The sequence below is a fragment of the Saccharothrix lopnurensis genome (assembly GCF_042658445.1).
Lineage (GTDB): Bacteria > Actinomycetota > Actinomycetes > Mycobacteriales > Pseudonocardiaceae > Actinosynnema > Actinosynnema lopnurensis.
Genome location: NZ_JBHSQO010000022.1, coordinates 29,157 through 41,907, shown reverse-complemented (window position 1 = coordinate 41,907; position 12,751 = coordinate 29,157). Strand labels below are relative to the sequence as shown.

9 protein-coding genes are annotated in these 12,751 nt (G+C 75.3%); 1 reads left to right on the top strand and 8 read right to left on the bottom strand.

What is annotated here, in order from left to right; genetic code table 11:
- Nucleotides 1-59: 59 nt before the first annotated feature.
- Nucleotides 60-2,798 carry a SpoIIE family protein phosphatase gene (locus ACFP3R_RS21410; RefSeq protein ID WP_380638137.1) on the top strand — a complete coding sequence of 913 codons (2,739 nt, stop codon included), beginning with the start codon at nt 60-62 and terminating at the stop codon, nt 2,796-2,798.
- 14 nt (nt 2,799-2,812) lie between these two features.
- Here the strand turns inward: ACFP3R_RS21410 and ACFP3R_RS21405 are convergent, their stop codons facing one another.
- From ACFP3R_RS21405 to ACFP3R_RS21370, 8 genes are read right to left on the bottom strand one after another with little or no spacing between them, the layout of a single operon-like run.
- Nucleotides 2,813-4,072: an ATP-binding protein gene (locus tag ACFP3R_RS21405; RefSeq protein ID WP_380638136.1), complete on the bottom strand. Its 1,260-nt coding sequence runs from the start codon at nt 4,070-4,072 to the stop codon at nt 2,813-2,815.
- Nucleotides 4,069-6,618, bottom strand: coding sequence for a tetratricopeptide repeat protein (locus ACFP3R_RS21400; RefSeq protein WP_380638135.1), 2,550 nt, complete (start codon nt 6,616-6,618; stop codon nt 4,069-4,071). The genes ACFP3R_RS21405 and ACFP3R_RS21400 overlap by 4 nt, the downstream gene beginning before the upstream one ends.
- A 22-nt stretch (nt 6,619-6,640) precedes the next feature.
- Entirely contained in the window at nt 6,641-8,191 is a 1,551-nt protein-coding gene (locus tag ACFP3R_RS21395; protein ID WP_380638134.1) for a SpoIIE family protein phosphatase, read from the bottom strand.
- Nucleotides 8,188-9,909 (bottom strand): ATP-binding response regulator, encoded by a 1,722-nt coding sequence (locus ACFP3R_RS21390; RefSeq protein WP_380638133.1) that lies wholly within the window; start codon nt 9,907-9,909, stop codon nt 8,188-8,190. The genes ACFP3R_RS21395 and ACFP3R_RS21390 overlap by 4 nt, the downstream gene beginning before the upstream one ends.
- 47 nt (nt 9,910-9,956) lie before the next feature.
- A complete protein-coding gene (locus ACFP3R_RS21385; protein WP_380638132.1) occupies nt 9,957-10,970 on the bottom strand; it encodes an ATP-binding protein in 1,014 nt (337 codons plus the stop codon).
- Complete coding sequence (locus ACFP3R_RS21380; RefSeq protein WP_380638131.1) at nt 10,967-11,380, bottom strand: ATP-binding protein; 414 nt, start codon at nt 11,378-11,380, stop codon at nt 10,967-10,969. The genes ACFP3R_RS21385 and ACFP3R_RS21380 overlap by 4 nt, the downstream gene beginning before the upstream one ends.
- Nucleotides 11,377-11,751: an STAS domain-containing protein gene (locus tag ACFP3R_RS21375; RefSeq protein ID WP_380638130.1), complete on the bottom strand. Its 375-nt coding sequence runs from the start codon at nt 11,749-11,751 to the stop codon at nt 11,377-11,379. The genes ACFP3R_RS21380 and ACFP3R_RS21375 overlap by 4 nt, the downstream gene beginning before the upstream one ends.
- A complete protein-coding gene (locus tag ACFP3R_RS21370; protein WP_380638129.1) occupies nt 11,751-12,602 on the bottom strand; it encodes an STAS domain-containing protein in 852 nt (283 codons plus the stop codon). The genes ACFP3R_RS21375 and ACFP3R_RS21370 overlap by 1 nt, the downstream gene beginning before the upstream one ends.
- Between the last annotated feature and the right edge of the window lie 149 nt (nt 12,603-12,751).

The window sequence follows — 12,751 nt, the reverse complement described above, 5'->3', positions numbered from 1 at the left end:
TCTGTGCGGTGGGGCGCTCGCGGTTAACCTGGGTGCCCGCACCGACGAGGAGCCACCGAATGACAGGACCGCGCGAGCCGGGGCCGACCGACCTGGCGAGCCTGGTCGACGACCTGCCCGTCGTCGTGTGGGAGGCGGACGCGCGGACCGGGCGGCTCACCTACGTCTCGCGGCACGCCGAGCGGCTGCTGGGGTTACCGCCGGGCCGGTCGCCGGAGTCGTGGGACCCGGTGGTGCACCCCGACGACCGGGGGGCGGTCGCGCGGGATCGCCGGCCCCGCCCTGACGGACCCGACGAGTTCGAACTGGTCTACCGGGTGGTCGCGGCCGACGGCGCCGTGCGGTGGGTCCGCGACGGGGTCCGGGTGGTGCGGGACGCGGACGGCGCGCCCGCGCGGCTGCGCGGCGTGCTGGTCGACGTGACCGGCGCCCGGCTGCGCGAGGAGCGCGACCGGTTCCTGGGCGAGCTGGACCGGGAGCTCCGGCGGCTGGTCGACGCCGAGGAGGTGATGTCGGCGGCCATGCGGCTGCTCGGCGAGCACCTGGGTGTGAACCGGTGCGCCTTCGCGGAAGCGGAGGCCGACGAGGACCACTTCCTGATGAGCGGCGACTACACCGACGGGCTGCCGCCGCTGCCGGGCCGCTTCGCCATGTCGGCCTTCGGCGCGGGCGCGGTGCGGGCGATGCGCGCCGGGGAGCCGTGGGTGGTGCGCGACAGCCTGGCCGACCCGCGGCTGGGGGCCGGCGACCTGCGCGCCTACCGGGTCACGGGCATCCGCGCGGTGATCTGCCTGCCGCTGCTGCGGGGCGGCAGGTTCGTCGCGGCGATGGCCGTGCACCAGGCTACAGTCCGGCACTGGACCGAGGCGGACGTGGAGCTGGTCACCGTCGTGGTGAACCGGTGCTGGGAGTCGTTGCAGCGCACGCACGCCGACCGCGCGTTGCGCGCCAGTGAGGAGAGACACCGGTTGCTGGTGGAACGTGCCACGGACGGCATCTGGACCGTCGACCGCGACCTGCGGTTCGTGGATGTCAACCCCGCCGCGTGCGAGCTGCTCGGGTACGCGCGGGAGGACCTGCTGGGGCGGTCGCTGACCGAGCTGGTCGCCCCGGGGCCCGCCGCCCGGCTGGCGGAGCTGGCGGGCTCCCCGGGACGGGTGATCAGCGACGTGTGGGAGTTCCGGCGCGCGGACGGCGACGCGGTGCCGCTGGAGCTGAGCATCCAGAGCACGCCGACCGGGTTGCAGGCGATCGGGCGGGACGTCACCGAGCGGCGGCGCGTCGAGGCCGAGCGCGAGCTGCTGCTCCAGCGCGAGCGCGAGATCGCCGAGACGCTCCAGCACAGCCTGCTGCCGCGCGAGCTGCCGACGCTGCCCCGGGTCGCGGTGTCGGCCCGGTACCTGCCCGCGGCGGCGCACGGGCAGATCGGCGGCGACTGGTACGAGGTGCTGCCGATCGGGGAGAGTTCGGTCGCGCTGTCCGTGGGCGACGTGGTGGGCAAGGGGCCGACCGCGGCGGCGGTGATGGGGCAGCTGCGCAGCGCCCTGGCCGGGTACCTGCTCGACCACCACTCCCCCGCCGCCGCGCTGGAGCGGCTGGACGCGTTCGCGCGCCGCACGCCCGGCGCGCTGGGCAGCACGTGCGTGTGCCTGACCTTCGACTGGGCCACCGGCGAGCTGTGCTGGTCCGCCGCCGGGCACCCGCCCGCGCTGCTGGTCTCGGCGGAGGGCGCGCGCTTCCTGGCCGGGTCCGCCGACGACGACGCCGACCGCCCGGACGACACGGACGACACCGACGGCCCCGGCGGCGCGGTGCTGGGCACGCCGGACCGCGCCCCGTACCGGGACCGCCGGGTGGGCGTGCCGGTGGGCGCGTCGGTGGTGCTCTACACCGACGGTCTGGTCGAGCGGCGCACCGCCGTGGTCGACGTGGGGCTGGCCCGGCTGGCCGAGGTGGCGGGCAAGGCGCACGGGTCGGGGCCGGACGAGCTGGCCGACGAGGTGGTCGGCGCGCTGCTCGCGGACGGGCAGGACGACGACGTGGCGCTGGTGGTGCTGCGCCGGGTGCCCGACCCGCTGGACCGGCGCGACGTGCCCGCGGTGCCCGAGGCGCTGTCCGACATGCGCCGCGACGTCCGGACCTGGGCGGCGCTGGCGGGCGTGTCGACCGACATGCTGTGCGACGTGCAGTTGGCGCTGGGCGAGGCGGCGGCGAACGCGGTGGACCACGCCTACCCGGACGGTCCCGGCACCTTCGACTACCTGCTGGACCGGACCGCCGGCGGTGACGTGCGGGTGGTGGTGCGCGACCACGGCCGGTGGCGGCCGGAGCCCGCGGACAAGGGCCACCGCGGGCGCGGCATCGAGATCATCCGCGAGCTGGCCGACGAGGTGGTGTTCGAGCGCGGGCCCGGCGGCACCACCGTGGACTTCCTGGTGCCCGCCGAGCCGCGGCACCCGCGGGCCGAGCCCCCGCCCGCCGGACCCGTCGCCGGGAACGGGGACGGGGACGGGGTGGTGCGGCTGACCGGCGACCTCGACGCGGCCGGTGTCGCCGCCGCCCGCGCCGACCTGCTGGCCCGGGTGCGGGGCGGCTCGGTCGACCTCGACCTGACCGGCCTGGAGTACCTCAGCAGCTCGGGCGTCGCGCTGCTGCTGGAGGCCGCGGCGACCGCGCGGGACGCGGGCCACCGGATGACGTGGACCCTCCGCCCCGGTTCCGCGCCGGCCCGCATCGTCCAGCTGTCGGGGCTGTCCACCGCGCCGGGGCTGGACATCCGCCTGGCCGCGGGGGAGTGAGCGGGCGGTCCCGGTCAGACGGGGTCGATGATGCGGATGTAGCTGCGCATCCGCGGGTCGCTGAAGCGGTAGACGCCGCGGGTGACGCGGCGCAGGACGGTCAGGCCGTCGTCCGAGGCCAGCCGCCGCAGGGCGGCGGACGGATCGCCCACGGCCGCCCTCAGCTGCGCGGTGGTGAACTCGTCGGTGTCGAGGGCGGCCGCGGCGACCAGGAGCGCGCGGTAGGCGCCGCTGGGTGAGCGGGTGCTCTCGGCGTAGGCGTGCCGCAACGTGCCCTCCGCGTCCTCCACCGCGGTGGACATGGCCAGTGGCAGGACGTCCGGGCCCACGGTGCTCCGCTCGGTGCTGATGGCGTTCTCGGCGCACTTGAGCGCGAGCAGGTGGGTGAAGTGCGGGTAGCCCGCGCTCAACCGGGCGATCTCGGCGGTCACCCCGTCCTCGAAGGTCAGCCCGAGGGCCCGGCCGCCCGCCTGGACGATCCGGCGCAGGTCGTCCGACGGCATCCGGTGCAGCCTGGTCTCCCGCAGGGACCGCTGGACCGACGGGTGGGCCCCGGTGAGGTCGGCCGCGGTGCCGGCGATGCCGACCAGCATGAGCTTGAACCCCGCCCCGGCGTCGCTGAGGTGCTTGATCAGCTCCGCGACCTTCCGCCGGGCCACCGGGTCGGCCACCACGTCCAGCTCGTCGATCAGCATGTAGCCGCGCAGCCGGGCCAGGTGCGCCGCCGCGTCGGCCGCCCCGACCACCGCGCCGGGGCGGTAGGTGGCCGCCAGGTTCGACTGGCGCTCCCACTCCACGCCGGCGTCGAACACCGTGACGCCCTTCTTGCGGGTGTCCGTCTCCTGGGTGGTGTACTCGACGCGCCGCACGTCCAACCCGGCGTCCGCCAGCGGCTTCCGGAAGATCGTCTCGAACGTGTCGGTGTGGTCGCAGCGCTTGGTGTAGTAGCCGGACGTCGTGGCCAGCGCGGCGGTGTGCATGACCACGTTGGCCAGCGAGCTCTTGCCCACGCCCCGGTCGCCGTAGAGCAGGGAGTGCTGACCGGGCGTGTTCAGCGCCTCGACCAGCTTGCGCACCTCGTCCTGCCGCCCGGCCAGCATCTCGCCGGGCTGGATGGGCTGGTGCGGGGTGAACACCTCGCGCACGCGCGAGGCCACGATCGCCGCCTCGTGCGACAGGCCGAACACGTCGCCCAGGCCGCCGGGGGTCCGGGTGTAGCGGGTGCGCAAGCGGGGCCTGCCGACGCTGCGCCACCCGCGCGGGTCCGTCGTCACGACCGCTCCCCCCGGTCGCCGCCCTCCTGCTCCAGCAACCGGAGGTCCAGGGCCAGGTTGTCGGCCGACCGCCGCGCGTCGGGGTGGTCCGGCCCCAGCACCTCGCGCAGCCGCGCCGCGGTGGTCCGGTCGATCTCGGCCGCCTCCGCGAACCGGCCCAGCGCCCGCAGGCCGGCCGCCAGGTTGTTCGCCGACAGCAGGGTGTCCGGGTGGTCCGGACCCAGCACCCGCCGGTACCGCTCGTGGGTCTCCTGGTCGAGCCGGAGGGCGGCCTCGTCCTCGCCCAGCGCGGCCAGGCTGTCGGCCAGGTTCCCGGCGGCCACCAGGGTGTCCGGGTGGTCGGGGCCCAGCACCCGCCGGGAGCGCCGGAGCACGTCCTCGTTCAACGCCCTGGCCTCCTCGGGGCGGTCGAGCGCCAGCAGGTCGGCGGCGACGCCCGCCCTCGCCGCCAGCGTGCGGGGGTGGGAGGTGCCCAGGAGGCGTTCGGTGGCGCGCAGGACGTCCTCGTCGAGCCTGAGCGCGGCGGCGAAGTGCCCCTGTTCGTGCAGCAGGCCGGCGAGGTTGGCGCGCGCGGCGAGGGTTTCCTCGTGCTCCTCCCCCAGGGCCGCGACCGCCCGGCTCAGGGCCTCCGCCTGGGCCCTCCGCGCCTCGTCGAGGTCACCGCTCTCGCGGTGCAGCGCCGCGACGGAGTTCAGGATGGCCAGGGTGTGGGCGTCGGACGGGCCGAAGGCGCGCTCGTGCGCGGGCAGGGCGGTCCGGGCCAGGTCGAGCGCTTCCCCGAACAGACCGAGTTCACGCAGTGCCGAGACGGCGTCCCTCGTCGCGGACAGCGTCCTCGGGTCGTCCTCGCCGTGGAGGTCGCGGAACCGCCGTGCCTCGTCCCGGACCAACTGCCACCGGCCCCGTTCCAGCGAGTGGTGGTGCTCCCGCGCCAGCGTCGTCGCCTCGGCCAGGCCCTTGAGCGCGGGGGTGTGCGCTCTCAAGCTCTCCGCGACCTTGGTCATGCCCAGGACCAGCTCCACGGGCTTGTCCGCCGACGTGGCCACCTCCTGGCTCCGCCGGAGAACCGTCGGCATGTGCGTCGCGATGCCCGTCACGACCTGGAAGGGCATGTTCTCGGACACCGCAGCGGCCAGGAGGTCCATCGCCCTCACCACCCAGAACTCGGGCGGCTCCTCGGCCGACCGGGCGCGAGTGCGCACCTCCTCGGCCAGCAACGGGTGCAGGGTGAAGCGCTGCCCCTCCACCTCGACCGGGGCGAACCAGTCCAGCCACCTGATCACGTCCGCGATGCCCGGCAGGTCCCCGAGTTCTTCGCCGAACAGGGCGAACGGCACCGGCTCGGGGCCGAACTGGGCCGCCGTGGTGAGCAACCGGTGCACCTTCTCGTCCCGCGCGAACACGTCGTCGAGCACCAGCCGCAGGGCCGCCGAGCCGCGGGTCGGGGCGACGACCTCCCGCAGCCGGTCCCGGTACCCGCGCGCGGACAGCCCGGCGTGGCGGGCGTGGCGGGCGGCCACGGCCACGGTCAGCGGGTGGTCGAGCAGGACGCCCGCGAGGTCGTGCGCCTCGTCGCGCGACCAGCCCGTCCCCCCCAGCAGCAGTCGCACGGACTCCTCGCGGTCGAACGGTCCCACCGCCAGCGTCCGGTGGGCGCCCGGCAGGTCCTGGCGGGAGGTCACCAGCACGTCGCACCGCGTGCCCTCGACCAGGTCCAGCGCCTTCGGGTCGGTCAGGTCGTCCAGCACGACCAGCGCCTTGACCGCCGACCGTCGGAGGTGCTCGCGCAGCGCCCCCACGACGTCGTCGGCCGGGTCCACCCCCAGGGCCGCGGCCAGTTCCGCGACCACCGGTGGGAAGACCTCGGGGGTCGAGCAGGACAACCACCACACCACGTCGTACTCGTCGCGCCTGCGGTGCGCGACCTCGGCGGCGAGCCAGCTCTTGCCCGTGCCGGCCGCACCCGTCAGCACCTGGACGCCCCGTCCGGCGTCCAGCTCGTCGAGCAGCCGCGGCCGGTCCACGAACCGGTCGCGGGGTCCCGGGATACGCCGCAGCCGCCGCGCACCGGCGGCCGGCGGGCGGTCGACCCGCGCGCGCACCCCGTCGAGCACCGCCCGGTGCAGCGCCCCCGGCCCGCTCACGACCGCGTCCGCCCTCCCGGCCCAGGACCGGCGGAACAGCCCCTGGAGGAAACCGGTCTCGGGGTCCGCGAACAGCCAGGCCGGGCCCACCACCTCCTCGCCCAGCAGCACCACCAGCCGGGGCACGCCCCGCCGCTCGGCCTCGGCGAGGTCGGCCTCGACGACCGACACCGGCGGGTGCTCCCGGGAGGTGGGCCCGTAGCGGAAGCCGAGGACCGCCACCACCAGGTCCACCTCCGGCGGCTCCGGGCGGGCGTCCCAGGCCCCGTCCAGGCGCAGGGGCTGCCCGCCCGCGCGCCGGACGGCGTCCTCGGCCAGCTCGGCGAACGAGCGGTCCCCGGGGTAGCGCGCCAGCTCGGGCGTGCAGCTGAGCAGCACCCGCGGCGGCCGTGGTGGAGCCATGCCGGCCATCATCCCAGGCCGGTCACCCGCGCGGCGCCAGGTGCTCGCGGCGGAACGCCAGCAGGGCGATGTCGTCCTTCTTGTTCCGCCCGAAGTCGGCCAGCAGCCGGTCGCACAGCGCGTCCATGTCGTCGTCGTGCGACACCGCGGTCCGCAGCAGCTCCATGCCCTCGTCCAGGTCGGCCCCGGAGTGCTCGACCAGGCCGTCCGTGGTCAGCAGCACCAGGCCGCCGACCGGCAGCACCACCTCCGACGCGGGCGGCCGGGGCAGGCTGATGCCCAGCAGCGGGCCCCGGACGTCCAGGTAGCGGGCGCCCGAGGCGTCCGCGAGCAGCGGCGGGATGTGGCCGGCGTTGGCCACCACCGCGGTCTCCTCGGCCGGGTCGACCAGGATCAGGCACATCGTGGTCAGGCCCTGGGTCGAGTGGAACTTGTGCAGCATCGCGTCGAGGCGCCGCAGGATCTGCGCCGGGTCGCTCTCGTCCACCGCGTAGGCCCGCAGCGCGTGCCGCACCTCGCCCATGATCGTGGCGGCGTGCAGCGAGTGCCCGGTGACGTCGCCGATGGCGATCAGCAGCCGGTCGTCCAGCTCGGTGACCTCGTAGAAGTCGCCGCCGATCTCGGCGTGCGCGGACGCGGGCGCGTAGCGGGCCGCCATCGGCAGCGCGGGCAGCGACGGCAGCCGGCGCGGCAGCAGGCTGCGCTGGAGCGTCAGCGCGAGGTCGTGCTCCTCGCTGAAGGCGCGCAGGCCCTCGGCGGTGAGCGCGGTCGCCTGGGCCAGCTGCCGCAGCAGGTTGTGGTCCTCGTCGGTGGCCACCGCGCCCGGCGCGACCGCGACGCGGATCGGCGGGCGGCGGGGGTTGCCGCGCGCCACCACGACCGTCGCGGGCACGCCGGGCTCCCACGGCGGGTCCGGTTGGGTCCCGGTGTCGGGTGGCAGGCCGTCGAGCAGGCGCGCGGGCTCGCGGCGCAGCCCGGCCGGCGCGCCGGGTTCGGCACGGCCGATCAGCAGCTCGCCCTCGGGGTTGGTGACCAGCGCGGTGGCCGGGGCGCCCAGCACCGTCGCGGTGCCCTCCGCCGCCGCGGCGACCAGGTCGTCGAACGTGGCGGCGGCGTTGATCCGCAGGGTCGTCGTGGTCAGCTTGGCCAGCCGGTCGGCCAGGCGCTCGACCAGCGCGCGGGCCCGGTAGTAGCGCAGCGCCGCCTCCACCGTGGCCAGCAGCTCACCGGGCTCCAGCGGTTCGGTCAGGTAGGCGTCCGCGCCGCGGTTGAGGCCGGTGATCCGGTCCTCGGCCTCGCGGAACGCCGCCGAGACGTGCACCACGGGCACGGCCGCGGTGCGCGGGTCGCCCTTGATCCGCTCGGCCACCTCGAACCCGGACATGTCCGGCAGGTTCACGTCCAGCACGACCAGGTCGAACTCCTGCGCGGCGAGCAGGTCCAGGCCCTGCCCGCCGGTGACCGCCTCGGTCACCTCGTGCCCGCCGCGGCGCAGCCAGCTGACCCGCACGTACCGGCTGGCCACCGTGTCGTCCACGACGAGGATGCGGGCGGGCACGACGGGTGGGGTCATCGGTCCGCCTCGGTGGGAGGGGTGGGGAGCCTGGCGGCGGTGCGGGCGGCCCGGACGGCGTCGCGGACCTGGGCGGGCGTGATGGCCGCGACCGGCAGCACGGCCGCGGCGTGGCCGGCGGCGGTGCGCTCCAGGCCGCTGTCCACGTCGTGGCCCACCAGCACCACCGGCACCGACCGCGACTCCTCGGCGCCGCGCAGCACCGACAGGATCTCGGTGCCGCTGACCTGCGGCACGTCCACGGACACCACCACCAGGTCCGGCCGCTCGCGGCGGGCGGCGGCCAGCGCCCCGCGGCCGTCGGAGACCTCCAGGACCCGTTCGGCGAGCCCCTCCAGCGCGGTCACCAACCGGGTCCGCACCGCCTCCTCGGGCACCACGACCAGCGCGAGCACGGCCGCGGAGTCGTCGGCCTGCCGCAGCGGCAGCCGCACGGAGACCTCGGTGCCCTCGCCGGGCGTGCTGCGCAGCGCGAGGTCGCCGCCGAGGATGCCCGCCAGCCGCCGGGCGTAGGGCAGGCCCAGGCCGGTGCCGCTCGCGCCGATCTGGAGCGGGCCGGCGACCTGGTAGAAGTCCTCGAAGACGCGGTTCTGCTCCGCCTCCGGGATGCCGATGCCGGTGTCGGTGACGACGAAGCGCACGGTGTCGGGGTCCAGGTGCACGGCCAGCCGCACGCGGCCGCGCTCGGTGAACTTCAGCGCGTTGGACAGCAGGTTGCGCAGGATGCGCCCGAGCATGACCTCGTCGGTGATCAGCTCCGGCATCGGCGGCGGGTGGTCCACCACCAGCTCCACGTCGGAGGAGCGGACCAGCGGCTGCACCGAGCCGTGCAGCCGGGCCAGCAGCAGCGGCAGGTCCACCGGCGCGAGCCGGGGCCGCAGGCTGCCGGACTCGGCCTTGGCGGTGTCCAGCAGCTCGTTGATCAGGGCCAGCAGGGTCGAACCGGCCTCCTCGATCAACCCGACCTGTTGGCGCTGCTCGTCGGTCAGCGGGTCGCCCTCGGGGTCGGCCAGCAGCCGGGCCAGGCCCAGCACGGAGTTGACCGGCGAGCGCAGCTCGTGGCTGATGCCGGACCAGAACCGGGTGCGCGCCTCGGCCGCCTCGCGCAGCTGGGTGCTCTTCTCCTCCAGCTCCGCGTACAGCGCCACGACGCCCTGGTTGGTCTGCTCCAGCTCGTCGGACAGCTCCTTGTGCAGGGCGATGATGCCCTGGTTGGTGTCCTCGAGCTCCTCGTTGAGGCGCACCAGCTCGCGCTGCTTGGCCTCCAGGTCCTCCAGGGTCTGCACCAGGTCCTGGTTCTGGGAGCGCAGCTCGTCGAGCGAGTCGGCCGCGTCCCGGACGCTCAGCAGTCCCCGCAGCCGCTCGACCTCCTCGGCCCGCAGCGGTTCGTGGCCCACGGGCAGCACCTTGACCAGGGTCGTCGCCCAGCCCTCGGCCAGCACCTCGTCCATGAGCCTGCGCGCGGTGTCCCAGCCCGGTCCGCCGGTCTCGCCGGTCTCGACCCGGATCAGCAGCGCGGGCGCGGGCGGGCGGCGCAGCAGGAACACCAGGGTGGTGGGGGTGGTCAGGCGCACCAGCTCGCGGCCCACGTCGCTGAGCGAGGTGGCCACCCTGATCTGGTTCTGCCCGTCCAGCCCCAGCGCCGCCGCGGCGTCACGACCGTGCTGCCGCAGCGGGAACACGTCGGCCTCGCGGTGCACCGTGACCCGCAACAGCACCTCGTCCCCCGGTCGTCCGCCTGCCCCTGCCCCCGTCCCGGGGCCCGTCACGGCGCCACCGCCACGAGCACGCCCGCGTCGTCCCGCCGCACGCCGGCGTCCCGCATCAGCGCGGCCGCGACGACCAGCGGCGGCCGGGTGACCAGGTCGTCGTCCGGCGTCCAGCGCTCGGTCAGGCCGTCGGAGTGCAGCACGACCGCCGCGCCGGGGGGCAGCGCGTAGTCGAACGCGCGGACGGTGCGCGCCTGGTAGCCCGCCACGCCGGGCACCGACACCATGCCGTGCTTGCGCTCGCGGGTGACCACGGCCGCGGCGATGTTGCCCAGCCCGGCGAACCGGACCACGCCGGCCTCCCGGTCCAGGTCGGCCACCGCGACCGCGCCGCCGCGGGTGCCGCGCAGCGCCTCGTGCAGCCGGGCCACGGCCGCCTCCGGCGGACCGGGCGGCAGGGCGCAGAACATCCGGACCGCCTCGCGCGACGCCGAGGCGGCCAGCGGGCCGTGCCCGGAGCCGTCGCACATCATCAGGGTCACCCGGTTCGCCGAGCGGCGCACGGCGTAGGCGTCGCCGCACTGCTCCTCGCCGCCGATGGCCCTGGTCAGGCCGGCGGTGGTGCCGTCGTCGTCGAACGGGGGGACGTGGCGGGGGTGGAACCGGGCCACCAGCACGGTGCCCCGGCCGAGGTCGGAGGACAGGGCGAACCGGTCCGCCGACCGGGACACCGCCCCCAGGCCGAGGCCCAGGGTGCCGGTGGTGGACTGGCCGTCGGTCATGGCCAGCCCCACGTCGGCGATGCCGGGGCCGCGGTCGAGGGCCAGCACCTCGACCGCCGCGTGCTCGGTGGAGCGCACCGAGCGCACCACCACCTGGCCGCCGCCCGCGTGCTTGTGCAGGTTGGTGCCGATCTCGGTGACCGCGAGCCCGATCTCGGCCACCCTGGTGGCGGGGAACGCCAGCCGCTCGGCGAGGTTCGTGGCGGCGCGGCGGACCCGGCCCACCTCGGCGGGCTCGTCCACGTTCAGCCACGCCACGTCCTCGGTGACCGGGAGGCAGGTGCTCACCTCTTCCACTTCACCACCGTCACCGTCGTGCCGCGACCGACGCCGGTGTCCAGGTCGAACTCGTCGACCAGCCGCCGGGAGCCGCTCAGGCCCAGGCCGAGGCCGCTGCCGCTGCTCCAGCCGTCGGCCAGGGCGAGCGTCAGGTCCGGGATCCCGGGCCCCTCGTCGCGGAACGAGGCCCGCACGCCCTGGCGGGAGCCCTGGGTGACCACCTCGACGGTGGCGAAGCCGCCACCGCCGTAGATGAGGGTGTTGCGCGCCAGCTCGCTGGTGGCGGTGACCAGTTTCGTCTGGTCCACGAGGGACAGCTTCACGCGCTGGGCGTACCCGCGCACGAGCTGCCGCACCCGCACCACGTCGTCGTCACCGGCGATGGGCAGTTCCTCCGGCGCCTCGCCGGGGGTGGTCACAGCTGTCCCCGGCGCCGCGTGCCCAGCTCCCGCAGGATCCTCATGCCCCGCTCCAGGTTCAGCGCGGTGCGCACCCCGCCGAGCGTCAGACCCAGTTCGACCAGCGTGATCGCGACCGCGGGCCGCATCCCGACCACCACCGTGTCGGCGTCGAACAGCCGCGACAGGGAGGCGATGGTGGCGAACATCCGCCCGATGAAGGAGTCGACGATCTCCACCGCGGAGATGTCGATCACCACGCCGTGCGCGCCGCTGGCGGAGATCCGCTCGGCCAGGTCCTCCTGGAGCGCCAGCACGCTCTGGTCGTGCAGGTCGATCTGGATCGACACCAGCAGGATGCCCTCGATCTCCAGGATCGGCACCCGCTCCATCAGCGGCTCACCCTCACGATGTCGGTGCCCTCCTTGCGCAGCGCGTGGCGCAGCGCGTCGGCCAGCGATGCCTTGGTGGTGATGTCGCCGAACTCGATGCCCAGCTCCACGATCGTCTGCGCGATCTGCGGCCGGATGCCCGAGACGATGCAGTCCGCGCCCATCAGGCGGGCCGCCACCACCGTCTTGAGCAGGTGCTGGGCGACCTGCGTGTCCACCGCGAAGACGCCGGTGATGTCGATGATGGCGTACTCCGAGCCGGTCTCGACCAGCGTCTCCAGCAGCTTCTCCATCACCACCTGGGTGCGCGCCGAGTCCAGGGTGCCGACCAGCGGCACCGCCAGCACGCCCTCCCACAGCTTGACCACCGGCGTGGTCAGCTCCAGCAGCTGCTCGGACTGCTCCTTGATGATCTCCTCGCGAGCCCGCGTGTAGGTCTCGAAGGTGAACAGGCCGAACGCGTCCAGCAGCGAGGAGAAGTCCATGAGCTGCCGGAACAGCGCCGGGTCCTCGTCGTTCCCGGCCAGCTCGAACACCACCCGCTTGAGCGCGAAGACGCTGGACGCGGTCTCCGACGGGCTGTAGCCGCTGCGGGCCCGGTTGCGGGACATCTCCTCCAGCAGCGACCGCACCTCGGCGTACCTCGCGTCGCGCGCGTCGCGCGCGTCCGCGCCGCCGACCACCGGCGAGAGCACGGCGAGGAACTCCCGGAAGTCGCGCTCCAGCTCGGCGGCGGTCGCCCGCCCGCGCACCGTCTCCGCCACGGACGCGACCCAACGCCGGACCAGCTCGTCGGTGTTCTCGCGCAACAACCCGGTCAGGCGGTCCGCCTGCCCAGTTCCGTCAACCACTCAAGCCTCCTCGTGACTGTCCCCGTGACCGTCCCCGCGCAAGACAGTAGACGGGCGGCCGACCGGCACCACCCGGCGACTCACCGGGCCGGGCCCGGGAACCTGTCGCCGGTGGGGGGCGGTCACCCGCCGCGCGCCCTAAGGTCGGC

What these genes read in the sequence shown, in the direction of transcription:
- ACFP3R_RS21410 (WP_380638137.1), top strand. Translation starts at nt 60, where the DNA reads ATGACAGGACCGCGCGAGCCGGGGCCGACCGACCTGGCGAGCCTGGTC.
- ACFP3R_RS21400 (WP_380638135.1), bottom strand. Translation starts at nt 6,618, where the DNA reads ATGGCTCCACCACGGCCGCCGCGGGTGCTGCTCAGCTGCACGCCCGAG.
- ACFP3R_RS21395 (WP_380638134.1), bottom strand. Translation starts at nt 8,191, where the DNA reads ATGACCCCACCCGTCGTGCCCGCCCGCATCCTCGTCGTGGACGACACG.
- ACFP3R_RS21375 (WP_380638130.1), bottom strand. Translation starts at nt 11,751, where the DNA reads ATGGAGCGGGTGCCGATCCTGGAGATCGAGGGCATCCTGCTGGTGTCG.